The sequence below is a fragment of the Roseateles sp. P5_D6 genome, from assembly GCF_054049415.1.
This window is the reverse complement of sequence record NZ_JBFUMK010000024.1, coordinates 24,270-49,912: the sequence shown is the minus strand read 5'-3', so window position 1 is coordinate 49,912 and position 25,643 is coordinate 24,270. Positions and strand designations below refer to the sequence as shown.

At 65.4% G+C, this 25,643-nt stretch carries 18 protein-coding genes; 17 read left to right on the top strand and 1 reads right to left on the bottom strand.

All coding sequences use genetic code 11. The features are described 5' to 3' along the window. Positions 1–96 precede the first annotated feature (96 nt). The 7 genes from ACXJKM_RS25335 to ACXJKM_RS25305 all read left to right on the top strand — a co-directional run bounded on the left by ACXJKM_RS25335 (position 97) and on the right by ACXJKM_RS25305 (position 11,918). Positions 97–1,239 (top strand): branched-chain amino acid ABC transporter substrate-binding protein, encoded by a 1,143-nt coding sequence (locus tag ACXJKM_RS25335; protein WP_056195771.1) that lies wholly within the window; start codon positions 97–99, stop codon positions 1,237–1,239. Between the two features lie 682 nt (positions 1,240–1,921). After that, complete coding sequence (locus ACXJKM_RS25330; protein ID WP_235531933.1) at positions 1,922–3,310, top strand: TIGR03013 family XrtA/PEP-CTERM system glycosyltransferase; 1,389 nt, start codon at positions 1,922–1,924, stop codon at positions 3,308–3,310. A 131-nt stretch (positions 3,311–3,441) separates the two neighbouring features. Beyond that, entirely contained in the window at positions 3,442–5,445 is a 2,004-nt protein-coding gene (gene prsK / locus ACXJKM_RS25325) for an XrtA/PEP-CTERM system histidine kinase PrsK (protein ID WP_457355987.1), read from the top strand. 228 nt (positions 5,446–5,673) lie between these two features. Further along, entirely contained in the window at positions 5,674–7,035 is a 1,362-nt protein-coding gene (gene prsR / locus ACXJKM_RS25320) for a PEP-CTERM-box response regulator transcription factor (RefSeq protein ID WP_056197184.1), read from the top strand. Further along, complete coding sequence (gene prsT, locus ACXJKM_RS25315; RefSeq protein ID WP_457355986.1) at positions 7,032–9,818, top strand: XrtA/PEP-CTERM system TPR-repeat protein PrsT; 2,787 nt, start codon at positions 7,032–7,034, stop codon at positions 9,816–9,818. Before prsR ends, prsT begins: the two co-directional genes overlap by 4 nt. Before the next feature lie 40 nt (positions 9,819–9,858). Further along, on the top strand, positions 9,859–11,142 hold the full coding sequence (locus tag ACXJKM_RS25310; protein ID WP_457355985.1) for a GNAT family N-acetyltransferase: 1,284 nt from the start codon (positions 9,859–9,861) through the stop codon (positions 11,140–11,142). Further along, positions 11,139–11,918: a S1C family serine protease gene (locus ACXJKM_RS25305; protein WP_457355984.1), complete on the top strand. Its 780-nt coding sequence runs from the start codon at positions 11,139–11,141 to the stop codon at positions 11,916–11,918. The genes ACXJKM_RS25310 and ACXJKM_RS25305 overlap by 4 nt, the downstream gene beginning before the upstream one ends. A 116-nt stretch (positions 11,919–12,034) precedes the next feature. Here the strand turns inward: ACXJKM_RS25305 and ACXJKM_RS25300 are convergent, their stop codons facing one another. Further along, positions 12,035–12,769: a PEP-CTERM sorting domain-containing protein gene (locus tag ACXJKM_RS25300; protein WP_056195784.1), complete on the bottom strand. Its 735-nt coding sequence runs from the start codon at positions 12,767–12,769 to the stop codon at positions 12,035–12,037. Positions 12,770–12,989: 220 nt separating this feature from the next. Between ACXJKM_RS25300 and ACXJKM_RS25295 the strand changes: the two genes are divergently transcribed. The 10 genes from ACXJKM_RS25295 to xrtA all read left to right on the top strand — a co-directional run bounded on the left by ACXJKM_RS25295 (position 12,990) and on the right by xrtA (position 25,639). After that, the gene (locus tag ACXJKM_RS25295; protein ID WP_457355983.1) at positions 12,990–14,576 is read left to right on the top strand and encodes an FAD-binding oxidoreductase; all 1,587 of its coding nucleotides are present in this window, start codon (positions 12,990–12,992) and stop codon (positions 14,574–14,576) included. A gap of 297 nt (positions 14,577–14,873) precedes the next feature. Then, entirely contained in the window at positions 14,874–15,452 is a 579-nt protein-coding gene (locus ACXJKM_RS25290; protein WP_235531973.1) for an XrtA/PEP-CTERM system exopolysaccharide export protein, read from the top strand. A 69-nt stretch (positions 15,453–15,521) separates the two neighbouring features. Beyond that, positions 15,522–17,111 carry an XrtA system polysaccharide chain length determinant gene (locus tag ACXJKM_RS25285; RefSeq protein WP_056195789.1) on the top strand — a complete coding sequence of 530 codons (1,590 nt, stop codon included), beginning with the start codon at positions 15,522–15,524 and terminating at the stop codon, positions 17,109–17,111. Between the two features lies 1 nt (position 17,112). Beyond that, positions 17,113–18,102 (top strand): XrtA-associated tyrosine autokinase, encoded by a 990-nt coding sequence (locus ACXJKM_RS25280; RefSeq protein ID WP_056195792.1) that lies wholly within the window; start codon positions 17,113–17,115, stop codon positions 18,100–18,102. Continuing rightward, positions 18,083–19,630 carry a TIGR03016 family PEP-CTERM system-associated outer membrane protein gene (locus ACXJKM_RS25275; RefSeq protein WP_457355982.1) on the top strand — a complete coding sequence of 516 codons (1,548 nt, stop codon included), beginning with the start codon at positions 18,083–18,085 and terminating at the stop codon, positions 19,628–19,630. Before ACXJKM_RS25280 ends, ACXJKM_RS25275 begins: the two co-directional genes overlap by 20 nt. Positions 19,631–19,824: 194 nt before the next feature. Continuing rightward, the gene (locus ACXJKM_RS25270; protein WP_056195797.1) at positions 19,825–20,922 is read left to right on the top strand and encodes an XrtA/PEP-CTERM system-associated ATPase; all 1,098 of its coding nucleotides are present in this window, start codon (positions 19,825–19,827) and stop codon (positions 20,920–20,922) included. Between the two features lie 13 nt (positions 20,923–20,935). Next, the gene (locus ACXJKM_RS25265; protein ID WP_457322867.1) at positions 20,936–21,829 is read left to right on the top strand and encodes an XrtA system polysaccharide deacetylase; all 894 of its coding nucleotides are present in this window, start codon (positions 20,936–20,938) and stop codon (positions 21,827–21,829) included. After that, entirely contained in the window at positions 21,830–22,879 is a 1,050-nt protein-coding gene (locus tag ACXJKM_RS25260) for a FemAB family XrtA/PEP-CTERM system-associated protein (RefSeq protein WP_457355981.1), read from the top strand. It begins immediately after the preceding gene. Positions 22,880–22,889: 10 nt separating this feature from the next. Further along, positions 22,890–24,083 carry a TIGR03087 family PEP-CTERM/XrtA system glycosyltransferase gene (locus ACXJKM_RS25255; protein WP_457322865.1) on the top strand — a complete coding sequence of 398 codons (1,194 nt, stop codon included), beginning with the start codon at positions 22,890–22,892 and terminating at the stop codon, positions 24,081–24,083. Continuing rightward, complete coding sequence (gene xrtA / locus ACXJKM_RS25250) at positions 24,080–25,639, top strand: exosortase A (RefSeq protein WP_457355980.1); 1,560 nt, start codon at positions 24,080–24,082, stop codon at positions 25,637–25,639. Before ACXJKM_RS25255 ends, xrtA begins: the two co-directional genes overlap by 4 nt. The last annotated feature ends 4 nt before the right edge of the window (positions 25,640–25,643 follow it).

Here is a 25,643-nt window from a genome sequence, read left to right as displayed (position 1 = left end):
CCGAATGAGAGCCCCCCGGATTTGGGGTATGTTCAATTGGTTGAAAAATCAACGGTTCTCTGTTTGTTCCTCTCTCTTTCAAACTGGAGTTGATCCATGCAAATCAAGTTGAATATCGTGGTGGGTGCAGTTGCAGCACTGCTCAGCGGCGCTGCCATGTCGCAGGACCTGGTCGTCAAGATCGGCCACGTCGCACCGACCAGTGGCGCGATTGCCCACCTGGGCAAGGACAACGAACTGGGTGCCCGCCTCGCCATCGAGGACCTGAACGCCAAGGGCGTCATGATCGGCGGCAAGAAGGCCAAGTTCGAGTTGCTGGCTGAAGACGACGCTGGCGATCCGAAGCAAGGCACCGCTGCTGCGCAAAAGCTGGTCGACTCCAAGGTCAACGGCGTCGTGGGTCACTTGAACTCGGGCACTTCCATCCCGGCCTCCAAGGTCTACAGCGACGCCGGCATTCCGCAGATCTCGCCGTCGGCCACCAACCCCAAGTTCACCCGCAACGGCTACAAGACGACCTTCCGCGTCGTGGCTGACGACGTGCACCTGGGTGGCACGCTGGGCCGCTACGCCGCCAAGGACCTGAAGGGAAAGTCCATTGCCGTCATCGATGACCGCACGGCCTATGGCCAGGGCGTTGCCGACGAGTTCGAAAAGGGTGTCAAGGGCGCGGGCGGGAAGATCGTCGGCCGCGAATTCACCAACGACAAGGCCACGGACTTCACCGCCATCCTGACCTCCCTGAAGGGCAAGAAGCCCGACGTCGTCTTCTTCGGCGGCATGGACGCCGTGGCCGGCCCGATGCTGCGCCAGATGAAGCAGCTTGGCATCGAAGCCAAGTTCATGGGCGGCGACGGCATCTGCTCGGGCGAACTGCCCAAGCTGGCCGCTGGCACGATGGCCGATGGCCAGGTCGTCTGCGCCGAAGCCGGTGGTGTCGAGGGCGAAGCCAAGAAGTCGATGGACGACTTCAAGGCCAAGTTCAAGGCCAAGTTCAACGTCGATGTGCAGATCTACGCGCCGTACGTCTATGACGCCGTCAATGTGATGGCGGCTGCCATGGTCAAGGCTGGTTCGGCTGACCCGGCCAAGTACCTGCCTGTGCTGGCCAAGACGGCCGGCTACAAGGGTGTGACGGGCACCATCGCCTTCGACGAGAAGGGCGACATCAAGAACGGCGCCCTGACGCTGTTCACCTACAAGGGCGGCGCCCGCGAGCAGATCGCGGTCGTGCGCTGATTCGGATTCGCGTCCAGAACGCCCGCCTCGGCGGGCGTTTTTCATGACGAACCCGCCCTTGGCGGGTTCGTCGCTTTGAGGAACTCCGAAATGGGATCGATCAGATTCAAGGACGACAAAGGAGTGCTCGTTGCGACAAGCCTTACGGCCGATCGTGAATACTGCCCAGAAAATAAGCAGGGCAATATTTGATTTGCTCGAAAACCGGACCTCGCCGCCGCAAGAGCGCATGAATCGGGTTTCGTCGGATTTCAATGTGACGCCTGTGCGTTTCGCACGTTTTGCAGCGGCTGGCGCCATCCCTGTCATGGTGTTGTCGCCCGCTTTCGGTTCTACTGCGGCCCGTTGTGAAAATGACCGCGGCGGAGACCTCGCGGGCTGCGGCACGACGCGGATTCAAGGGGCAAGCACCCTCTAAACGGGGGGCTTTCAAGCCAGGGGGCCAGAGGCATGATGCCGGCGCGATCAAGGGTTGGTCGGATATGTCCGTTGCGGCGTGTGGCCGAAACGGGCATTCAGAGCCGGCCGGGCGGTCTCCGAGGAGGTCTGCGCAGTCGAGGTTGTCATCGAGGTGGCGATACGGCAGGCGGTCTCCGCGCTAGGGTGAATGGAATATCGATATTGATTCGAATTCCATTGATCGGATTGCAGATGCGGGAACGCCAGTAGTAATGATCGGGGAATGCAAATGATTCGAATATTCAACCATTACCTGCATAAGCAGACCTTGCTTCAGGTCTTCTTCGATCTCGGCCTGATAGTTTTCGCCGTCATTGCGGTCGTGCTCAGCCAAGGTGAGTCGGCGCAGATGGTGCTGCCGTTCGCGGCGTCGCACGGCCTGTCACTGGCCGGTTGCATGTTCGTGATCAATTCGGCTACGGGCTTCTACCAGCATGTGCACAACCGCTCGATCACGGAGTCCTGCGCCCGGGCCCTGTTCGGGCTGCTGTTTGGCCTGCCGCTGGCCTATGCCATCTTCAGCCTGGTGCCTTCGAACACCAGCCACCGCGACATGCTGACCCTGGTTGCCATGAGCGCTGTCGCCGCAGTCATGGTGCATCGTGTCTATGCGGCCCATTCGGGTACTCAGGCACGCATGCGCAGCCGCATCCTGATCTTCGGCACCGGCATTGCGGCCCGCTCCGTCGGCAATACCTTGCGCGCCTCCGATCCGCATGCGCAGATCGTCGGTTTCTACGCCGGCCCCAACGAGGACCAGCCCGAAGTGCCGCGCGCCGAGATCATCAATGACGGCGCCAACCTGACCGAAGCTGCGCTCAAGCACAACGTCGACGAGATCGTCGTGGCCCTCAGCGAGCGCCGCGGCGGCAGCATGCCGTTGCGGCAACTGCTGGATTGCAAGCTGTCCGGCGTGCGCGTGGTGGATATCGCCACCCACTTCGAGAAGACACTGGCCCAGATCAACATCAAGCATGTCAATGCCGGTTGGCTGGTGTTTGGTGACGGCTTCAGCCAGGGCATGCTGCGCGCCGCGATCAAGCGCGTGTGCGACATCGTCTTCGCCGCGCTGATTCTGGCGGTGACCTGGCCCATCATGCTGATCACGGCCCTGGCCATCCGCTTCGAATCGCGTGGGCCGATGCTCTACCGTCAGGAGCGGGTGGGGCTGAATGGTGTGCCCTTCAACGTCATCAAGTTCCGCAGCATGCGCACCGATGCTGAAAAGGACGGCAAGCCGCGTTGGGCCACCAAGAACGACGACCGCGTGACGCGTATTGGTCGCTTCATCCGCAAGGTTCGCATCGACGAACTGCCCCAGCTCTTCAATGTGCTGTGGGGCGAGATGAGCATGGTCGGCCCGCGCCCGGAGCGCCAGTTCTTCGTCGACGAACTCATCAGCAAGATCCCCTATTACGCTGTGCGCCACAGCGTGAAGCCGGGCGTCACGGGTTGGGCCCAGGTGCGCTATGAGTACGGCTCGACCATCGAAGACTCGGTCGAGAAGCTGCAGTACGACCTGTACTACGTCAAGAACCACTCCCTCTTCCTTGATCTGCTGATCATGCTGGAGACGGTGGCCGTGGTGCTGACTGGCAAGGGCGCTCGCTGAGCGCGGCGGCGCTTCGGCGTAAGCGCCGATGCCCGAACGCCAGGGGCATGCTTGAATGATGCATGTCTCTTGTCGCCGATTTGGACTCTGCCCCGGGCGCCATGATTGAGGCGCTGGCTCCCTTCCTCTCCTTGAGCAGCCTTGGCGATCTGATCTGCTGTGCGGCCTACGGGCTGTTCGCGCTCTACTTCGCGCAGCGGCTGCTGCGGGGCAGCATGCCCGTCTCCGTGCTCGCCATGGTGTTCCTGGCGGCGCTGACAGCCAGTTCGATCTGGGCCGGCCTGGCGCTGATGGATGAACTGAGGCATTGGTCCGACCGCTTGCCGACCTGGGTCGTTCCGGGCCTTGACCTGCTGCGCATCAGCTTCTGGTTTGCCTTCATGCTGATGCTGCTCCCGCCACCGCGGCGGGGCGGTGGCCTGGGTTGGTTGCGTCCCCTCGCGATCGTCGCGGTGCTGGCGCGTCTGGTGTTGCTCCTGGTCGGCGAGAGCGTACCGGCGGAGAGCCTGGCTCGTCCCCAGGCCTTCGCCGCCTTGGGCTTGGCAGTGCTGGGCCTTGTGATGGTCGAGCAGATGCTGCGCAATGCGACCGGCGACGCGCGATGGAATGCCAAGCCGGTCTGCCTGGGGCTGGGTGCCATCTTTGTCTTCGACCTCTTCATCGGGTCGCAGGCCGCGCTGTTCCAGCGTTTTGACGGTGACGCGATCAGCGTTCGCTCGCTGGTCCATGCCGCGGCGGTGCCGCTGCTCTATGTGGCGTCCCGCCGCTATGCCGACTGGCTCGGCAGGCTGCATGTGTCGCGGGCGGCGGTCTTCCATTCGGCGACGCTGCTGCTCGTCGGCGTCTACCTGCTGATGGTGGCCGGCGTGGGCTACTACGTGCGCTACACCGGCGGCGAGTGGGGGCGGGCGCTGTCCGTGGCCCTGGTTTTCGTCGCGCTGGTGGCACTGACGCTGCTGATGGCCTCCGGGTCGATGCGTTCGCGCCTGCGTGTCTACATCAGCAAGAACTTCTTCAGCTATCGCTACGACTACCGCGAGGAGTGGCTGCGGTTCACCCAGCTCTTGTCCGGCAGCGCAGAACCCCAGCACACGGCCGAAACCGTGGTGCGCGCCCTCGCCAACCTGGTCGAAAGCCCGAGCGGCATGCTGTGGTTGCCGCGTGCCGCGGGTGGCGACTTCGTGCAGGCCGCCCGCTGGAACCTGCCCGCCGAACTGGGCAGCGAGGCGCACGATGGCCCGCTGGCGACGTTCTGGCGCGAGCGCGCCTGGATCGTCGACGTGGATGAGTGTCGTGAACGCCCTGAGGCCTACCCCGGCCTCGAATTGCCGGCCTGGCTGGCCGAGGAGCCACGTTGCTGGCTGCTGGTGCCCCTGCTGGTGCGCGAAGCCTTGATCGGCTTTGCGGTATTGGGGCGGCCGCGTGTGGTTGTCGAGGTGAACTGGGAGGTGCGCGACCTGCTGCGCACGGCCGCCAGCCAGGCGTCAGGCTATCTGGACCAGGCCCAGGCCACGGAGGCGTTGCTGGAGGCGCGCAAATTCGATGCCTTCAACCGCATGTCGGCCTTCGTCGTGCACGACCTGAAGAACATCGTCACCCAGCTCTCGCTGATGATGAAGAACGCCAAGCGCCTGCGCGACAACCCTGAATTCCAGCAGGACATGCTCGATACGGTGGAGAACTCGCTGGAGAAGATGCGCCAGTTGATGCTCCAGCTGCGCGAGGGCGACAAGCCGCATGGCGTGACCAGCGGTGTCGACCTGGAGCAGATCGCCAAGCGCCTTGCGGCTGCGGCTTCCAGCAAGGGCAGGGTACTGGAATTGACGCTGCAGGGCGGTGTCAGCACGCGTGGGCATGCGGAGCGCGTGGAGCGCGTGCTTGGCCATGTCGTGCAGAACGCCTTCGATGCCACGCCCGCGAGCGGCCGGGTCTGCCTGACCCTGGATGCCCAGGGCAGCCAGGCGCGCGTTCGCGTGGAGGACAGCGGCTGCGGCATGAGCGAGGATTTCATTCAGAATCGCCTCTTCAAGCCGTTCCAGACCACCAAGGCCAGCGGCATGGGCATAGGCGCCCACGAGAGCTATCAAAATACATACAGGAACTGGGAGGCAAGATCAGCGTGCAGAGTGAATTGAACCGGGGCACCACCGTGACCCTGCTACTCCCGCTGTTCCATGCGCAGGCGGACGCACCCTTGACGGCGTTGGACGTTCAATGAGCGCCGCGCCGGGCCGTCCCAAGCAAGCTCGCTCCCGCCTGGCGGGAGTGAGCCCGGACATGGGATGCCCTGTGGGCATCCCGTGCCTGGCGAACGCCTGGCCGCGCTGTCGGTCAGGCAAGGCCGCAGGCCGAAGGGTGCACCTATGAACACGCCTCGCCATGCGCCGCTGTTGATCGTCGAAGACGATCTGGCCCTGCAGAAGCAGCTCAAGTGGTCGCTGGACCGCTTCGAATCGGTCACGGCCGATGACGTCCCCAGCGCGGTGCTGCAGTTCCGCCGTCACAACCCGGCGGTGGTCACGATGGATCTCGGCCTGCCGCCCGATCGGGACTCGGTGTCCGAGGGCTTCAGATGCCTGGAGAAGCTGCTGGAGCTCGACCCCGGCGTGAAGGTCATCGTGCTGACCGGCCAGAACGACCAAGGCAACGCGCTGCGCGCCATCCGCATGGGTGCCTACGACTTCCTCGCCAAGCCCGTCGATCCCGACGTGCTCAGCCTGACCGTCGAGCGCGCCTACCGGCTCTATGAGCTGCAGCAGGAGAACCGCCGCCTGCAGACGCAGCAAAGCAGCGACGTCTTCTCGGGCCTCATCACGCGCGACCCCGGCATGCAGCGCGTCTGCCGCATGATCGAGAAGGTGGCCCCCAGCGACGCCACCGTGCTGCTGCTTGGCGAAAGCGGCACCGGCAAGGAAGTGCTCGCCCAGGGCCTGCATGACGCCTCCAAGCGCAAGGGCCGCTTCGTCGCCATCAACTGTGCGGCCATCCCCGAGACGCTGCTGGAGAGCGAACTCTTCGGCTACGAGAAGGGGGCCTTCACCGGTGCCAACAAGTCGACGCTGGGCAAGATCGAGACCGCCAACGGCGGCACGCTGATGCTCGACGAGATCGGCGACCTGCCCATGCCCTTGCAGGCCAAGCTGCTGCGCTTCCTGCAGGAGCGGGTCATCGAGCGTGTCGGCGGCCGCCAGGAGATTCCGATCGACGTGCGCGTCGTCGGCGCGACCCACCAGGATCTCAAGGCCCGGATCGTCGACGGTCGCTTTCGTGAAGACCTGTACTACCGCCTGGCAGAGATCGTCGTCGAGATACCGCCGCTGCGTGACCGTGTGGGCGACCCGGTGCTGCTTTCGCATGCCTTTGCGCGACGCTTCGCGACCGAAATGCGCCGCCCGGTACCCACACTGGCCGACGATGCCGTGCGAGCGCTGGAAGCGCATCGCTGGCCGGGCAATGTGCGCGAACTGCAGAACATGCTCAAGCGTGCCGTCATCATGGCCGAGGAGGACCGCATCGCGGCGGTGGACCTCGGTCTGCGGCCGGCGTCGGCACCGGCCGATGACAACGTGACGCTGGACCTGCGCACCGTGCGCGAAAACGCCGAACGCCAGGCCCTCATCACGGCGCTCGCCCGCACCGATGGCAACATCGTCCGTGCGTCCGAACTGTTAGGCATCAGCCGCCCAACCCTCTACGACATGATGAACCGGTTGCAGATCAAATGAACAACAAGATGCATTCCACACCCGCGCGGTTCGCCGGTGCCGTGCTCGTGGCCTCGGTGCTTCTGACCGGTTGCTGGGGTCCGTCGGCGCCGCAGATGGTCGAGTCGGGCAAGGCCCGCATGCAGAAGGCTGAATACAAGGCGGCCGTCATCGAGTTCAAGAACGCGTTGCAGAAGGATGCGTCGCTCGTCGATGCCCGCTTCTGGCTTGGCAAGGCCCTGCTGGAGACCGGCGATGCGAACGGCGCCTGGGTCGAGTTGTCGAAGGCGCGCGAAGGTGGCTACAGCAAGGACGAGCTCGTGCCTTTGATGGCCGCAGCGATGATCCTGCGCGGCGAGTCCACCAAGTTCATCGCCGAATATGCGGATGTCCAGCTCACCGACCCCAAGCGCCAGGCGGAGCTGAAGGCCGCGCTGGCCACGGCCTATGGCTCCAAGGGCAAGTATGTGCAGGCGCGCGCCGCGGCAGACGCCGCCCTGCAGGCTGATCCCAACAACATCGTCGCGCAACTCGCCGTTTCCCAGCTGATGTTCGTCGCCGGCGACCGGGTCGGTGCGATGGAGCAGGTGGAAAAGTCGCTCAAGGCCCATCCTGAATCGGCGCGGCCGTGGGTGTCCAAGGCCGAGCTACTGCAAAGCAACGGTGCCGACCCCGCCCAGGTGATGCTGGCCTATCGCGAAGCGCTCAAGCGCAACGGTGACGAGCTGCAGGCCCACGTCGGCGTGATGCGGCTGCTGATGGCGCAGCGTGACTTCGATGGCGTCGACAAGCAGTTGGCCGCACTGCGCAAGGTGCAGCCGAACAATCCCCTGGTGCTGTATTACTCGGCCACGCTGGCCTTCGAGAAGCGTGACCTGAAGAAGGCCGCCGAGTTGTCCCAGCAACTGCTGAAGATGGCGCCGCAGAACCCGTCCTTCCTGTACCTGGCTGGCACGATCGAATACGAGCGAGGCGGCTACCTCCAGGCCGTGGCCCACCTCGGCAAGGCGCTGCCGAATTCGCCGGCGCCAGGCCCCGTGCGCGTCCTGATGGCGCGTGCGCAGCTCCGCGCCGGCGATGCGCGAAAGGCGCTGGGGTTCGTGCTGCCGCTGCTCGATGACGAGAAGCTGGCCAGCTCCGAAGCCTATTCGGTGGCCGCCGATGCCCATCTGCAGATGGGGAACGGTGAGGCGGCCAAGCGCATGTACGCCCAGGCCGTCAAGCTCAATCCTGGCAACACGCGCGGCCGTACTGCCCTGGCCGTGGCTGAAATGACGGCGGGCCAGACCGAGCAGGCCATGGAAGAGCTCAAGTCCGTCGCCGCCAAGGATCCCGGTGTCGAGGCCGAAGTGGCGATGGCGATGTCGCTGTACCGCCGCAATCGCCTGGACGACGTCGCTGCGATCATCGATGCAGTGGAAAAGAAGCAGCCCGGCACGCCGGTGGCACCCTTGTTGCGCGGACGTACCGAGCAGTTGCGCGGCAATCGCGACAAGGCTCGCGCACATTACGAAGAGGCTTTGCGGCGCTTGCCGTCCTATATGGCTGCCGCCACCGTGCTGGCGGCCATGGACTACGAGGATGGCAAGCCGGCAGCCGCGGTCGGCCGCTTCGAAAAGGTCGTCGCGGCAGATCCGCAGTCAATTGACGGCACCGTCGCATTGATCTCGGCGAAGACCCGGGCTGGCGCACGCGCGGAGGACATCCGCAGCCAGCTGGACGCTGCCATCAGGCGCTTCCCGGACCATCAGTTGCCCCGCCTCGCGCTGGTTTCTTATTTGATGGAAATTGGAGAGAACAAGCTGGCGAGCCAGATCGCCAATGAGACCGCCAGCCGTTTCACCGACAGCCCCAAGGTGTACGAGGCGGTGGGCCTGGCCGAGATGGCAGTCGGCAACCTGAATCAGGCCGCCCAGGCGTTCAACAAGATGACGACGCTGCAGCCGAACTCGGTGCTGCCCATGATGCGTATGGTCGACCTGTACGACGCGCGCAAGGATGCGCCAGCGGCGATGAGCCAGCTGCGCAAGGTGCTGGCCATCAAGCCCGACCATCTGCAAGCGCAGATGCGGCTGATCACGCTGCTGGGGCGCGCCGGCAAGATGGATGAGGCCCTCGCCATCGCCAAGTCCGTGCAGGCCCAGGCGCCCAACGAGCCGCAGGGCTGGTCTTTTGAAGGCGATGTGCAGGCCGCGAAGCGCAACTGGCCGGCGGCGGTGGTGGCATTCCGTACCAGCCTGTCCAAGCGTCCGCTGGAAGAGACGGTCATCAAGCTTTATCTGACACAGGCCAGCGCGGGAGCGCAGGCGGAGGCCGACAAGCTGGCTGCCGACTGGCTGACCAAGTACCCGGATTCGCCGGCGCTCGACTACCTGCTGGGCGACCAGGCGCTGGCACGCGGTGAGTTCGACCGGGCAGAACGGCATTTCCGAAGGGTGATTGCCGTGCGGCCCAACAATGCGGTGGCGCTGAACAATCTGGCCTGGTTGCTGCATCGTGCTGGCCGGCCCGGCGCACTGGAAATGATCGAGAAGGCGCTCAGCCTGGCGCCGAATTCACCTTCCCTCACCGACACTGCGGCGGAAATCCAGGCGGGTGCGGGTCACGTGGACAAGGCCCTGGTGCTGCAAAGGCGTGCGGTTCAGCTGGATCCCGAGCAGCCCTTGCACCGCCTTCATCTCGCCGAATACCTGATCAAGAGCAACCAGAAGGCCGAAGCCAAGATCGAGTTGCAGAAGCTGAACGAACTGGGCAAGAGTTTTGCCAGGACTGCGGATGTGCAGAAGTTGCTGGCGGAGCTGTAATCTGTTGCTCAACTAACCCTCGGATCGACCGGGCAGCGTCATGAAGATCAAACAAGCCAGCTTCAGAAAACGCTTGCACCAGTTGATGCGGCGGGGCTTCGGCCGACTGCCGCGCGACACACGGCATGCCATCTATCGCGGCATGATCGACTGCGACCCGGCGCCGGATCCAAGGCTGGAGCTCAAGGTCGCCGAGACCCGCGAGGAGCTCGAGGACTGCTTCCGCATCCTGCATGATGCCTACGTGGCCAGCGGCTTCATGAAGCCGTCGCCCTCAGGCCTGCGCGTCACCATGTATCACGCGCTGCCGACGACAACCACGCTGTGCGCCAAGTACGACGGCCGCGTTGTCGGTACCATGTCCATGATCCGCGAGGGCGTGTTCGGCTTTCCGCTGCAGTCGGTCTTCGACCTCAGTGAGGTGCGCGCCAAGCAGGGCCAGATCGCCGAGATTTCAGCGTTGGCCGTGCATCCGGACTTCCGCCAGACGGGTGGCGCCATCCTGTTCCCGCTGATGAAGTTCATGTACGAGTACTGCACCAAGTACTTCGACACGCGCCACCTCGTCATCGCGGTCAATCCGGACAAGATCGAGCTCTACGAGTCGCTGCTGTTTTTTGAGCGGCTGCAGGAAAACGTCGTTGCCAACTACGACTTCGCCAATGGCGCACCCGCCGTCGGCGCCACGCTGGACCTGCCGGTAGCGAAAGAGATATTCCGGCGCGTGTACGGCAAGCGCAGGGAACGCAAGAACCTCTATAACTACTTCGTCCAGCTGAGCCTGCCCAACATCAAGCTGCCCAAGCGCCGCTATTTCACGACCAATGATCCGGTGCTGACGCCGGACATCCTCGACCACTTCTTCAATCAGCGCAGCCCGGTCTTCGCGGAACTGGACGACCGCCGCAAGGCGCTGTTGTGGTCCATCTACGACCAGCCCGAGTTCCGGGCCGTTCTGCCGATGATGAGTGGATCGGACACGGGCTTTCATCCGATGCGCCGGCATCAGCGCTTCTCGCTGCGCTGCCCGGCCGAGTTGCGTGTGCGGCTCGACGGCGATGAGCGCTCCATCGTGATGACCGTCATCGAAATTTCCCTGTCGGGCTTCCAGGCCCAGTCCAAGCTCGACATACCGATCGGGGCTGACGGCGCGGTCCGGGTGGAATTGGGCGTGCAGGACAAGGCGACGCTGGACGTGAAGGTGATGCGGCATCACCACACCGACACCGGCGAGTTCTATGGCTTTCGCGTGGATGAGCCCGACGATGTCTGGCGCCGCGCCGTCAGTGCGCTGGAAACCGAGTACGTTGCAGGCGAGCTGTGAACAGCCCCGGCCGACGTCGCCTGCTGGCCCTTGCGGCTGGACTGGCATGCATCGGCACCGCAGCCGGTGCGGAAACTCTGCCGGAACTGATTGCGCGGGCCAAGCGCTCGGTCGTTGTCGTGGGCAGCTGGGGGTTGATGGACAACCCCCGCTTCGGGTTCAAGGCGGCAGGCTTTGTTGTCGCGGACGGCCTGCACGTGCTGACCAATGCGCACGTGGTGCCGACGGAAACGCCCGATCGAGTCGATCGCAGCATCGCGGTCAAGATCTGGACGCCCGACGCGCAGTGGGTGATGCGAAGCGCCAAGCTCATCAGCCTGGATCGTGCGCATGACCTTGCATTGCTGCAGATGGACGGACCACCCGCGCCCGCGCTGCGCCTAGCCGCCAGGGAGGCGCCGGAGGGCACCTCCATCGCCCTGATCGGATTTCCGATCGGCAATGCGTTGGGCTATGACGTGCACGTGACGCACAGAGGCATCGTGTCGGCGCGCACGGCCATCGTGCCGCCCGCCGCCGCGCCCTCGGGCCTGACCGAACGCGCGGTGCGGCAACTGCGTGCCGGTGCCTTCGAGGTGTTGCAGCTGGATGTCCTGGCCTTCCCGGGCAACAGTGGCGGGCCGGTGCTGGACATCGAGACCGGCGAAGTGATCGGCGTCCTGCAGGGCGGGGCCATCAAGGGAACCCGGGAGGCCGCGCTCAGCGCCCCCACGGGCATCAGCTACGCCGTGCTGATCCGCGATGCAGCGCCCATGCTGAAGTACATCGACCGCTGACCTGCGTCGACGGGCGACTGTCCGTCCAGCGAGACAAACCGCGCGGCCAATAAAAAACCCCGCCGTAGCGGGGTTCTCTGAGTGCGGAGCAGCGACGACTGGCGTCGCTGTTCACATCACTTGGCTTGACGGCGGCGGCCGGCGAAGCCCAGGCCAGCGAGAGCCAGACCCACCAGACCCACCGTGGCGGGCTCAGGCAGCTTGGTGGCTTCGATGGTGGCAGACCAGTCGTTCTGATCCAGGGTGCCGCCACCCAGGATGATGGCAACCAGGGCTGCAGTCGAGGTGTTCGTGTACTGCGCCGAGAAGATGCCCGTCCACTTGGTTTCGTCTTCGCCGATGTCGCAGCTCTTGTTGCCGTTGGTGTCATCACACGCACGGCCCAGGATGCTCATCGTGACCGACGTATTGCCGGCGTTGTCGGTGAAGATGAAGGGCGAACCGAACTGGCCGGGAGCCAGGTAGGTTTCGCTGAACAGCCAGTTCGGCTTGGCATCGAAGTGCAGGAAGTTGGGGATCGGCGTGCCGTTCACGCCGATAGGCACATTGTTCGGACCCGCGCCTTGGGTCATGTCTTGCACCCAGCCAGCGGTCGGAGCGAAGATCGTGCCGAACGCCGGGTCATTGAAGGAACCGGTGCCGCCCAGTTGCTTGGTGGCGAACTGGCCGTAGGTCTTGCCAGCGGTCTGGTAAGCATCGGGAGCGGGATCCGGAACCCAGTTGACGGTGCCGAAGGACACGATCACTTGGCCCAGGCTGACACTCGTCTTGCCGACGATGGGGGTGGCGGATGCGGCAGTGGCCACTGCGAGGGCCGCTGCAGCAACCAGCGTCTTCAGGGTCTTGCTCATTTGAATCTCCTTGATTCACTTGCTAGAAGTTGGGGCGCGGCCCCGGACGCTGGGTAATAAGCAGGTCGCGTGCCAGCTTTGAAGGTGCCGCCTGCTTTCCCTTTTAAAACAACGAGTTGCCGTGCTCTTGGATGACGTATTGCCGGTGTTTTGAGGGCTGGTTGATGGTCGCTGTAAAGTCCTCCGACACCCGTCTCAGGCAGGCGGGCAGGGAGATGGTGTGGACGGACTGTCAGGCGAACATGGAGTGACGCGGCGGAACTCTGGCAATGTGACCGGCTGGGACCGCGGGGCGCTGGACTGCTGGCGGGCCACGACTGTCGATGAGGTGAAGGCTTGCGTGGACGAGGCGCGCCGCCGGGGGATTTCGCTCTACCCGCTATCGACCGGCTTGAACTGGGGGTATGGCTCGGCTGCGCCGCCCCAGGCAGACGCCGTGCTGCTGGATCTGAGCGGCATGAACCGCATACGCAATGCGGCAGAGATCTCGCAAGCGAATCCTGTCGCGGTCATCGAACCTGGGGTGACGCAGCGGCAGTTGCACGAATTCCTGAGCGAGTCCTGCCCGGGCCTGAGCTTCAACGTGACGGGTTCGTCGGTGGACACCAGCATCCTCGGCAATGCGCTGGACCGGGGCGTGGGATATCTGGGGCCGCGCCGCGAGGATGTTTTCGGGCTTGAGGTGGTGACCGGCCGAGGGGAGTTGCTGCGGACCGGGTTTCGCCGCCTGGGCGAGGATTCGCCGCTTGCGCATGCCCACCCTTATGGCCTCGGGCCGATGCTGGATGGCCTGTTCTTCCAGGGTAATTACGGCATCGTCACCAGCGCCTGCCTGAAACTGCTGCCGCGGCCGGCCCGCTCGGTTGCCGTGTCGCTGGCCCTGCGTGATGTCTCGAAGTTAGGGGACTTCCTGGATGGCCTGGCGCTGCTGAAGCGGCTGGGCGTCATGGCTGGCGTGACCCATGTCGGCAATCAGGCGCGCACGCGGGCCAGCATGATGTCGGGCATCAGTGAATACCTGCGTATTTCCTGCGGTGTTGCGGAGAGTGACCTGGCGGCCGAGGCGGATCGGGCGCTGGCGACGGTGGCGCCCTATGAATGGACCAGCCTGGGCGGCGTCGCCGGCAGCGCCGCCCAGGTGAAGGCCGCGATTGCCGAGGTCAGGCGGGTCCTGGGCGGCATGGCCAAGTTGACCGTGGTGGACGATGCCAAGCTGGCGGCCGGTTTTCGGCTGCTGAATCCCTTGCGAAACCTGTGGCCCTGGGCGCGCGCCAATGCGGCGGCTATTTCGGCCATCCGGCCCTTGCAGGGTTTGGCGGATGGCCGGCCGACCGATGCCGCCATCACCAACCTGTTATGGCGATATGGCCAGCCGCAGCTGCCGGCGCGGGAACTGGACGCTTCCGGTTGTGGCCTGATCTTCATCAACCCGGCGCTGCCCATGGCAGGCGGGGCGGTGGCGAAGGTCGTCGATGCCATGAAAGCGGTCGCCGCCGGATTCGGCCATGAGCTCTATGTGACGCTGAATATCGAGACGACCACCTCGCTGGTGGCGGTGGCCAATCTGTTGTTTGACCGCGGCGACGCGGCTGCGGTTGCAAACGCCCGAGCCTGCGCGCGGGCGCTGTGGGAATATTTACGCAGTTGCGGCCTGGAGGTGTACCGGGCGCGGGCGGACATGATGGAGGACGTGGTCGACCCCCAGGATTCGTTCTGGCGCACCGCCTGGGCGCTGAAATCCGTGTTCGACCCGGACAATCTGATTGCGCCGGGGCGCTACAACCTGGCTCGGGCGCCCGACGCCTGAGCGGATTTCGCGGTCGCCGCGCGCGTGTGAAAGTCCGCGTTGCCCGGGGGAAGCCCCCGATTTAGGTTGCCAGACATGGGGTGGGGCTATGGCATCATTCCAAGGCTTTGGCCCTGGGTGACGGCAGGTTTTGCCGTTCCCTCTCGACTGCAACGGTTTGCGGGGGCCTTCGATGAACAGACCCACAGAGGACTCGCCTTGAACGCTTCCAACAACCGTGATGCGCAAATGACGTCGGCAAGAGGCTCGCAGAGGGCGGCAAAGGCAGCCGGCGCGTGGTGGGGCCGGGCCCTGGCAATGCTTGCCATCGGCGTGCTGGCCGGCTGCGCCAGCACCAGCTTCCCGCCAGCGCCGGCGGCAGTGGCCAACGATGACTACAGCTACATCATCGGCGCGGGTGACAACCTCAATATCCAGGTCTGGCGCAATCCGGAGCTGTCGATGTCGGTGCCGGTTCGCCCGGACGGCAAGATCGCCGCCCCGCTGGTGGACGAGATGGTCGTGCAGGGCAAGACCTCGGTGCAGGTGGCTCGTGAAGTCGAGAAGCAGCTCGGCAAATACGTGCGCGACCCGGTCGTCACTGTCATCGTCACGAGCTTCATTGGCCCCTACAGCGAGCAGATCCGCGTCGTCGGCGAGGCGGCCAAGCCGCAATTCCTGCCCTACAAGCAGAAGATGACGGTGCTGGACGTGATGATCGCCGTCGGCGGCCTGACGGACTTTGCATCCGGCAACAGCGCCACCATCCTGCGCACGGCCGAGGGCAACAAGCAGTACTCGGTGCGCCTGAAGGACCTGATCAAGCGCGGTGACGTGTCGGCCAATGTCGAAATGCGGCCGGGCGACATCCTCATCATTCCGCAGAGCCTGTTCTGAATTGAAGGGAGAGGACCTGCGTTCGCTGCCGGCCTCTCCTAGCCATAGCTTTAACCGAGACTGTTCCCCATGGAATTGCTGATTGGTCAGCTTCTGATCATCGTCCGGCGGATGTGGAAATACCGCTGGGTCGGCCTGGTCGTGGCCTGGGTGGCCGGGCTGGTCGGCGCCGTGGTGGTGTTCGTGCTGCCTGACCGCTACGAGGCCAGCGCCCGCATCTACGTGGACACCCAGTCCATCCTGAAGCCACTGATGTCCGGCCTGGCCGTGCAGCCCAATGTCGAGCAGCAGGTGATGATGCTGAGCCGCACGCTGATCAGCCGGCCCAATGTCGAAAAGCTGGTCCGCATGGCCGACCTGGACTTGAAGAACCAGTCCAAGGCCCAGCAGGAATCCACCATCGAGACGGTGACGAGCAATCTGTCCATCCAGAGCAGCGGGCGGGACAACCTCTACATCCTCGGCTACCGCGACAGCGATCCGGAAACGGCCAAGCGTGTCGTGCAGGCGCTGGTGTCGATCTTTGTCGAATCCAGCCTGGGCCAGACGCGCGTGGGCACCTCGACGGCAACGACCTTCATCAACGAGCAGATCAAGTCCTATGAGGCCAAGCTGGAAGAGGCCGAAACACGGCTCAAGGAATTCCGGCTCAAGAACCTGTCCAATATGTCGGGTGACGGGAAGGACTCCGCGGCTCATATCGCGGAGTTGAGTGGCCAGCTGGAGCGCGCCCGCCTGGAGTTCCGCGAGGCTGTCAATGCGCGCGATGCCGCCAAGGCCCAGCTGGAGGCCGAGAAGGCCCGCGGCGGCGCCCAGACGACGGCCCAGAGCCTGATTCAGGAATCCAACGCCAACGTCAGCACGCCTGAACTCGACGCGCGCCTGGCGGAGCATCGCCGCAGCCTCGACGCCTTGCTGCAGCGCTACACCGACCAGCACCCCGACATCATCGCCACGCGCAAGCTCATCAAGGATCTCGAGGAGCAGAGAAAGCGCGAGCTCGCCGAGCTGCGCAAGGCCGCCATGAATGTCCCGACGGCTTCCGTGGGCCAGAACAGCGGCAGCCTGGCCACGCAGGAACTGGTGCGCGTCCTGGTGACGACCGAAGTCCAGGTCGCGGCCCTGCGCGCCCGCGTCGACGAATACTCGGGGCGCTACTCTCAGGCCCTGGTGGCGCTGAAGACGGCGCCTCAGGTTGAGGCCGAGGCTGCCCAGCTGAACCGCGACTACGCGATTCACAAGAAGAACTACGAGGATCTGGTGCAGCGCCGCGAACAGGCGTCGATCTCCGGCGAGCTTGATGTGGCGTCCGGCGTGGCGGACTTCCGCGTCATCGACCCGCCGCGCGCCAATCCCAAGCCGGTCGCGCCGAACCGCCTGCTGCTGCTCGCCGGTGCAATGGCGGCGGCCCTGGGCGTCGGCCTGTTCACGACCTTTGCCGCCAGCCAGCTGCGCCCCGTCTTCCATGACGCGAACGACCTGCGCACCCGCGTTGAATTGCCCATCCTGGGCGTCGTGACGCGGCTTGTGACGGATGCTGATCGTGCCCGCCAGCGCGTCGACCTGATTCGTTTCTCAGCGGGGGCCGGAGGGCTGCTGGCGATGTTCGCCGTCGCATTGACGGTCTTGGCTGTGCAACTGAGCCGGCAGGTGGTTTGACATGACGAGCCTGATTGAACAAGCCGCCAAGCGGCTCGAGCAACTGCGCCAGGCCGGCGTTGTGCTGCCCGGCGACGAGCAGGCGCAGCCAGCGGCGGCGCAGCCGCCGGTCGTCGCGCCCTTGGCCGCGCCCGCCGCCGCTTTGCCTGCGCAGCCGCAGGCAGAGCCTCGGCCCCATGTGGGCATCTCGGTCCTGGACGATGGGCTCCATCCGTCGTCCAAACGCGTGGAGCTGGACGTCGTGGCGCTGGCCGCGCAGGGCTTCCTGATGCCCCACACGCCGCGTTCGCAAACGGGCGACCAGTACCGGGTCATCAAGCGCCCCTTGATCAAGAACGCGATGGGCAAGGGCGCCGCGACGATCAACCACGCCAACCTGATGATGGTGACCAGTGCGTTGGCCGGTGAAGGCAAGAGCTTCACGTCCATCAACCTCGCGCTGAGCATCGCGGCCGAACTGGACAACACGGTCATGCTGGTCGACGCCGACGTGGCCCGCCCGTCGGTGTTGCGCATGCTGGGCCTGCCGCAAGGCCCCGGCCTGCTCGACGTGCTGGAAGAGCGTGTCGAGATGTCCGAGGTGCTGCTGCGCACCAATGTCGAGAAGCTGACCATCCTGCCCAGCGGCACGCCCCACCCGCGTGCGACCGAACTGCTGGCCAGCGACGCCATGCGCCATCTGCTGGACAACATGGCCAAGCGCTATCCCGACCGCATCATCATTTTCGATTCGCCGCCGCTGCTGCTGACGACGGAGTCACGCGTACTGGCTTCGCACATGGGCCAGATCGTCATCGTCGTCCATGCCGAGAAGACGGCGCAGAGCGCCGTCCAGCAGGCCCTCGCCGCCATCGAAACCTGCCCGGTCAAGATGATGCTGCTCAACCAGGCCAGCCCCAACGCTGCCGGTGGTTACGGCTACGGGTATGGCTACGGCTACGGATACGGCTACGGCTACGGATATGGCAGCAATGACTCGGCTCAGACCTGAGCCGCGCCATCTGCCTCTGGCCCTCGCCCTTTGTGCGATCGCGGCTCACGCCCAGCAGGGAGACGCTGCTGCTGGTGCCGGCGGTGGCGCCATCCAGCCTCGCATCGGCGTGTCACTGAGCTGGACCGACAACCTGCGCCTCGACGATCAAGAAAAGGACGCGGCGGTGATTGCGACGGTATCCCCCGGCGTCAGCATCGTGCGCAATACGGGTGCGCTGCGCGGCAGCCTGGACTACTCGCTGAACGGCATCACTTACCTGAAGACGACCTACAAGTCCCAGCTGCAGAACGCGCTGACGGCAACCGCCCAGGCCGAGATCATTCCTCGTACCTTCCTTGTCGATGCGCAGGCCAGCATCGGGCAGCAGAACGCGACGGCCTTCGGCTCACAGGCGGCACCCACGCTGGGCTCGCAAGGCTCGGTGTCCGCTTTGGACAACCCCAACCGGCGCGAGACGGGCACCTTGAACGTCTCACCGTTGCTGCACGGCCAGCTGGGTGGATTGGCCAGCGTGGATCTGCGTGGCAATCTTTCGGTCACCGAGGTGCGCGGTAGCGCCCTGGGCGACAGTCACGGCAGCGGTGGTTCCATGCGCATCGCACAGCTCAGCGCCGGCGTGCTGAGTTGGTTCCTTCAGGCGAACACACAGCAGATACGGCCCAAGGCTGCGTTCTCCAACCGCACCAGCTCGGCGACGGCGGGCCTGAACTACCACCCCAACCCCGACTGGCTCTTCAGCGTCAATGCGGGCCAGGAGCGCAATGATTACCTCAGCCGCAGCGGCGGCGAGCAGACCGGGCTCACGGGCGGCCTGACCGCCGATTGGACGCCCACGCCGCGTACGCGCGTCAATGGCAACTGGCAGCGTCACAGCTATGGCAACAGCCACGGCCTGAGCTTCGAACACCGCATGCGCAACTCGGTCTGGCGCTTCTCGGACTCCCGCAACGTCACGCTGGGCAACGCTGGCGCCACGGGCGGCGTGCGGACCAACTACGACCTGTACTTCCTGTTGTTCGCATCGCTGGAGCCGGACCCGATCAAGCGCGACACCCTGGTGCGTGCCTATCTGCTGTCACAGGGCTTGTCGCCCGATGCGCAGGCCGCGGTGGGCTTCCTGTCCACCGGGCCGAGCCAGCTGCGCAACCAGATGCTCAGCTTTGCCCTCCAGGGCGTGCGCAGCAACGTGACGGCCACGGTCAGCCGTTCCGTCACCAGCCGCCTGGGGGACAATCTGAACCAGGGCGATCTGGCCAACAACTCGCGCATCGACCAGCGCTCCTATTCGCTGTCGGGCAGCTACCAGCTCACGCCGGTGTCGGGGGTGTCGTTGACGGCTTCGCGCCAGGAGACTATCGGCGACTCCAGCAATCGCCGCACCCAGCTGACCAGCCTGGTGGCCAACTGGAACAGCCGCCTGGGTTCGCGCATCAGCATTCAGCTTGGTGCGCGCCACAGCCGCTTCGAAGGTGTCAGGCCCTATTCCGAGAATGCGGCCTACGCCAACCTGACGCAACAGTTCTGAAATGAAATTGGAGCCCCTCGTCCGGTCTCGCCCCGCTGAACGCGGGCGCGCCCAGCCGGTCCCCCGTGGGGACGGCGATGCTCGCGGCATCGAGCCGCGAGCACATCGCCAAACGGGCCGGCTCGGGAGCGGCCCAGCGCTCGGCCCCGCAGACGCCGGTTTCGTGCGCCGAGAATGCGTAATGGACAACTGACATGTACGAAGCCTTCTATGGCCTGAGCAGCAAGCCCTTCCAGCTCAGCCCGGACCCGAACTTCTACTACGGCAGCAAGCAGCATCGCCGGGCCAAGGCGTACCTGGACTATGGCGTGCTGCGCAATGACGGCTTCATCGTCATCACCGGCGAGATCGGTGCCGGCAAGACCACGCTGCTGCGCGGCCTGCTGGACAGCCTGAACCGCAGCAACGTCGTCATCGGCAATGTCGTGACCACCCAGCTCGACGCCGAGGACACACTGCGCATGGTGGGCGCGGCCTTCGGCGTGCGCGTCAAGGATGCGCCCAAGTCCGAGCTGCTGATGACGCTGGAAGCCTTCTTCGTCAACCAGGTCACCCAGGGCAAGCGCTGCCTGCTCATCGTCGACGAGGCGCAGAACCTGACGGCCCGCGCGGTCGAGGAGTTGCGCATGCTGTCCAACTTCCAGTTTGCCAACCAGTCGCTGCTGCAGACCTTTCTCGTCGGCCAGCCCGAGTTCCGCGGCATCCTGCAGAAGCCCGAGATGGAACAGTTCCGCCAGCGCGTCGCGGCGACCTGCCACATCGGCCCGCTGGACGAGGACGAGACCCAGCGCTACATGGAGCACCGCCTGAAGTGCGCGGGCTCCGCCGGCAAGCCGACCTTCGACCACGACGCCTTCCCGGCCATCCACAAGGCCAGCAACGGCATCCCGCGCCGCATCAACCGCCTGTGCGACCGCCTGCTGCTGCTGGGCTTCATGCAGGGCCGCAGCCATCTGACGCTGGCGGACGTGAAGGAAGTGCTGCGCGACATCGCCCAGGAGAGCGAGATCCCGCGCCACAGCGACGTCAGCCCGCTGGACAGCACGCCAGCCAAACTGCCCGACAGCCGCCCCGGTGCGCTGGACAGTGCACCTGGCGCGCTGGACGTGTCCAGGCTGAAGTTGAGCGTCGCCGAGGTCGATGGCCTGTCCAGCGAGATCGCGGCCCTCAGCGCCGATCACCACACCGACCGCCTGCAGCGCCTGGAGCGCAGCATGATGCGGCTGGAGCGCATCAATCTCCAGACGCTGGCGCTGCTGCAGAAGCTGGTGGACGCCGTGAAGCAGCACTGATGGAGTCCCGATCATGCTGATGCCCACCAAGACCCCGGCCCTGCGCAATGCGATGAGCATTGACGTGGAGGACTACTTCCAGGTCTCCGCCTTCGCGCCCTACATCAAGCGCGAGGACTGGAACGGCCTGGAATGCCGCGTCGAGCGCAACATCGAGCGCATCCTCGCGCTGCTGGCCGCCAAGCAGGTCAAGGCCACCTTCTTCACGCTGGGCTGGATCGCCGAGCGCTATCCGCAGGTGGTGAAGGCCATCGTGGCCGGCGGGCACGAACTGGCCAGCCATGGCTATGGCCACGAGCGTGCCAGCGACCTCAGCCCGACGGCCTTCCTGGACGACATCAGCCGCGCCAAGAAAATGCTCGAGGACCTGGGCGGCGTGCCCGTCATCGGCTACCGTGCGCCGAGCTTCTCCATCGGCAAGGCCAACCTCTGGGCCTTCGACGTGCTGCGCGATGCCGGCTACCGCTACTCCAGCAGCGTCTACCCCATCGCCCACGACCACTACGGCATGCCCGACTCGCCCCGCTTCGCCTACCCGGTGCGTGAGGGCCTGCTCGAGATCCCGGTGACCACCCTGCGCATGGGCTCGCGCAACCTGCCCAGCAGCGGCGGTGGCTATTTCCGGCTGCTGCCCTATGCGCTGTCACGCTGGATGATCCGCCGCGTCAACGAGATTGACGGCGAGCCAGCGGTCTTCTACTTCCATCCGTGGGAGATCGACAGCGAGCAGCCGCGCATCCCCGGCATCAACGCCAAGACGCGCTTCCGCCATTACGTCAACATCCCGCGCACCCACGACCGGATCGCGCGGCTGCTCGGCGACTTCCGCTGGGGCCGGATGGACGAGATCTTCCTCGGCCGTGAGGCCAGCCCGCGCGCTTCGGCGCCCTCGCTGAGCCCGGCCTGAATGAACTCCCCCCTTCGCATTGCGCGCCTGGCCGCGCAAGACAAAGCCTTGTCCGCGCGCTGGGACGCCTTCGTCTTCGCCCACCCGCAAGCGACCTTCTTCCACCGCAGCGGCTGGCTGCGCATCATCCAGTCGGTGTTTGGCCACAAGGGATTCTTCCTCTACGCCGAGCGAGACGGTGTCATCGAGGGCGTGCTGCCGCTGGCCGAGGTCAAGAGCCGGCTGTTCGGCCACTCGGTCACGAGCCTGCCCTTTGGCGTCTATGGCGGCGTGGCCGCGTTGAACGACGAGGCCACCGCAGCGCTGGAGGCCGAGGCCGAGAAGATCGCGCGAGGGCAGGGCGCCGAGCACCTCGAATACCGCAACCKCGGCCCCACGCGCCACGCCGACTGGCCGCGCCAGGATCTCTACGTGACCTTCCGCAAGGAGATCCTTGCGGAGGAGGAGGCCAACATGCTGGCCATCCCTCGCAAGCAACGAGCGATGGTGCGCAAGGGCATCAAGAACGAGCTCAAGGCCGAGATCGACGCGAATGTCGATCGCTTCTTCGACCTCTACGCCGACAACGTGCACCGCCACGGCACGCCGGCCATGCCCAAGAAGTACTTCCAGGCCTTGCTGGACGAATTTGGCGCGGATGCCGAGGTGCTGACCGTCACGAGCCCCAGCGGCAAGCCGCTGTCGACCGTGCTGACGTTCTATTTCCGCGACGAATGCCTGCCCTATTACGCCGGTGACGATGAAGCGGCACGCGACCTGGCGGCGAACGATTTCAAGTATTGGGAGCTGATGCGCCGGGCCTGCGCCCGGGGCCTCAAGGTCTTCGACTACGGCCGCAGCAAGCAGGGCACCGGCCCCTATGCGTTCAAGAAGAACTGGGGCTTCGAGCCGCAGCCGCTGAGCTACGAGTACCGGCTGTTCAAGCGCGACGCGATTCCCCAGAACAACCCGAACAATCCCAAGTACCAGCTGATGATCAAGGCCTGGCGCAAGCTGCCCATCGGCTTTGCGAACTGGCTCGGGCCCTTCATCGTGAAGAACCTCGGGTGAACGTCGGATCATGAAGATCCTCTACCTCGTCCACCGCCTGCCTTACCCGCCCAACAAGGGCGACAAGGTGCGCTCCTACCATCTGCTCAAGCACCTGGCGGCGCGGCACGAGGTCCATCTCGGCACTTTCCTCGACGACCCCGATGACGAGCAGCACCTGCCGCGCGTGCGCGCGCTGTGCAAGAACGTGCATGTGGCGCGCCTGAACCCGCGCTCGGCCAAGCTGCTGAGCCTGCGCGGCCTGCTCAGCGGCGAGGCGCTGAGCCTGCCGTACTACCGCGACGCCGGCCTGCAGGCCTGGGTGGACGACGCCGCGGCCCGTGTCGGCTTCGATGCCGTCGTCGTCTTCAGCGGCGTGATGGCGCAATACACGCACGGCCTGAAGGGCGTGAAGACGCTGGTGGACTTCGTCGACGTCGACTCCGCCAAGTGGCGCGATTACGCACCCGAGCATGCCTGGCCGATGTCCTGGCTCTACCGCCGCGAGTTCGCCAAGCTGCTTGGCTTCGAGCAGCGCGTGGCAGAAGGCGCCGCCTGCAGCTTCTTCGTCACCGACAACGAAGTCGCGCTGTTCCGCGCGTTGAGCCCCGGCCATAAGCTACGCCTCGCGGCCCTGGGCAACGGCGTCGATGCCGATTTCTTCACGCCGGACGCGGCGCGCACCAACCCGTTTGCGTCCGGCGAGCTGCCGCTGGTGTTCACTGGCGCCATGGACTATTGGCCCAACGTCGACGCGGTGACCTGGTTCGCCAGCGACATCCTGCCCGCGCTGCGCGAGCGCTTTCCGGCACTGCGCTTTCACATCGTCGGTCGCAGCCCGGCGCCCGCCGTGCAGGCGCTCGCTGGCGACACCATCAACGTGACCGGCACTGTGCCCGACGTGCGACCGTATCTGCAATACGCGGCCGCGGTTGTGGCGCCGCTGCGGCTGGCGCGTGGCATTCAGAACAAGGTGCTGGAGGCGATGGCCATGGCACGTCCGGTTGTCGCAGCCAGTACCTGCGTGCGTGCGATCGCGGCGGGTGTGCAGCCTGGGCTGCAGCCGGCCGATACCGAAGCGGACTACGCCGAACGCCTCGGCGCGCTGCTTTCCAATCACGAGGCTGCCAATGCGGCCGGCCGTACGGCGCGCGACTTCGTGCTCGGCGCCTACAGCTGGGACGCCCATCTGGCTGGCCTGGACCGCTACCTGGAGGTTGCTTGATCACCCTGCCCAAGCCCTGGCGACTGCCCCTGCTCGGCCTGGCCCTGGCCTGGGGGCTGCTCGCGATCCTGTATTTCGCGACCGGCGCCGCCATGGTCGAGATCTGGAACCGTTCCGAGACCTTTGCCCATGCCTGGGTGGTGCCGCCAATCTCGGCCTGGCTGGTCTGGCGTCGGCGCGCCGAGCTGGCGTCGATCACGCCGCGGCCAGCGCCCTGGTGGTTGCTGGCCTTGCTGCCCCTGGGCCTGCTGTGGCTGATCGGTGACCTTGCCGCCGCCAATGCCGCAACTCAATTCGCGTTGCTCGGCATGGCCGTGGCCCTGGTGCCTGCGCTGATCGGCACGCAGGCCGCCGGGCGCATTGCCTTCCCGTTGGGCTTCCTGTTCTTCGCCGTGCCTTTCGGCGACTTCCTGACGCCTTGGCTGATGGAGCGCACGGCCGACTTCACCATCGTTGCCCTGCGCGCCACCGGCATCCCGGTGTTCCGCGAGGCGCTGCAGTTCGTCATTCCGTCGGGCTCGTGGTCCGTGGTGCAAGCCTGCAGCGGCATCCGCTACCTGATGGCTTCGGTCATGGTGGGCACGCTGTTCGCCTACTTGAATTACCGCACGACCGGCAAGCGGTGGGCCTTTGTGGGCGTGGCCATTGTTACGCCGCTGGTGGCCAACTGGTTGCGCGCCTACATGATCGTCATGCTGGGCCATCTTTCGGGCAACAAGCTCGCCGTGGGCGTAGACCACATCATCTACGGCTGGGTCTTCTTCGGACTCATCATGCTGGCGATGTTCATGATCGGGGCGCGCTGGTCGGACCCCGACCCCGAGCCCGTGCTGGCCTCGCCGGATGCGGCCGGACTGGGGCTGTCGCCTACGCGCTTCGCGACGGTCCTGGTGGCGGCGCTGCTGCTGGCGGCCCTGCCTTCGGGCATGCGGGCCCAGGCCGCGCACTCGGGTGCCCATGGCGAGCCCAGCCTTGCAGCGCCTCAACTGGCGGGCTGGACCTGGTCGCCCGAAGCCCTGACCAACTGGAACCCCCATTTCAAGAACCCCAGAGCGGTCCTGCGTGGCCGGTTCGCGCCCGCCACCGGCGACGCGCCGGTGGGGGTCTATGTCGGCTATTACCGCGACCAGCGTTACGGTCGCCAGCTCRTCACCTCAGTCAACGACCTCGTCAATGACGAGGACGACAAGGAATGGTCGCGCACGGGCGCTGGCCAGGCGCAGCTGGACGGCCTGACCTGGCGCACCGGGGAGCTGCGCGGCCAGGCCCTGAACCAGGTCAGCGGCGGCGGCAACATGGCGCCGCGGCTGCGCGTCTGGCAGATCTACTGGATCAACGGCCGGCCCTTCACCAGCGACTGGCAGGCCAAGCTTTATGGCGCCTGGCAGAGTCTGCTGGGCCACGGCGACGATGCGGCGGTCATCCTGGTCTATGCCGACAAGACCGTCGCCGGCGCTGATGACGCCCTGCTGCGCGAATTCCTGCACGCGCACTGGGGCAGTCTGGACACCGCTTTGCGCGGGGTGCGCGACCGCGACGCCGCGCGCCAGCAGTGACAAT

What these genes read in the sequence shown, in the direction of transcription:
- ACXJKM_RS25285 (WP_056195789.1), top strand. Translation starts at nt 15,522, where the DNA reads ATGGAATTGCTGATTGGTCAGCTTCTGATCATCGTCCGGCGGATGTGG.
- ACXJKM_RS25310 (WP_457355985.1), top strand. Translation starts at nt 9,859, where the DNA reads ATGAAGATCAAACAAGCCAGCTTCAGAAAACGCTTGCACCAGTTGATG.
- ACXJKM_RS25300 (WP_056195784.1), bottom strand. Translation starts at nt 12,769, where the DNA reads ATGAGCAAGACCCTGAAGACGCTGGTTGCTGCAGCGGCCCTCGCAGTG.
- ACXJKM_RS25270 (WP_056195797.1), top strand. Translation starts at nt 19,825, where the DNA reads ATGTACGAAGCCTTCTATGGCCTGAGCAGCAAGCCCTTCCAGCTCAGC.
- ACXJKM_RS25255 (WP_457322865.1), top strand. Translation starts at nt 22,890, where the DNA reads ATGAAGATCCTCTACCTCGTCCACCGCCTGCCTTACCCGCCCAACAAG.
- ACXJKM_RS25265 (WP_457322867.1), top strand. Translation starts at nt 20,936, where the DNA reads ATGCTGATGCCCACCAAGACCCCGGCCCTGCGCAATGCGATGAGCATT.
- prsT (WP_457355986.1), top strand. Translation starts at nt 7,032, where the DNA reads ATGAACAACAAGATGCATTCCACACCCGCGCGGTTCGCCGGTGCCGTG.
- ACXJKM_RS25280 (WP_056195792.1), top strand. Translation starts at nt 17,113, where the DNA reads ATGACGAGCCTGATTGAACAAGCCGCCAAGCGGCTCGAGCAACTGCGC.
- ACXJKM_RS25335 (WP_056195771.1), top strand. Translation starts at nt 97, where the DNA reads ATGCAAATCAAGTTGAATATCGTGGTGGGTGCAGTTGCAGCACTGCTC.
- prsR (WP_056197184.1), top strand. Translation starts at nt 5,674, where the DNA reads ATGAACACGCCTCGCCATGCGCCGCTGTTGATCGTCGAAGACGATCTG.
- ACXJKM_RS25290 (WP_235531973.1), top strand. Translation starts at nt 14,874, where the DNA reads ATGCTTGCCATCGGCGTGCTGGCCGGCTGCGCCAGCACCAGCTTCCCG.
- ACXJKM_RS25330 (WP_235531933.1), top strand. Translation starts at nt 1,922, where the DNA reads ATGCAAATGATTCGAATATTCAACCATTACCTGCATAAGCAGACCTTG.
- ACXJKM_RS25275 (WP_457355982.1), top strand. Translation starts at nt 18,083, where the DNA reads ATGACTCGGCTCAGACCTGAGCCGCGCCATCTGCCTCTGGCCCTCGCC.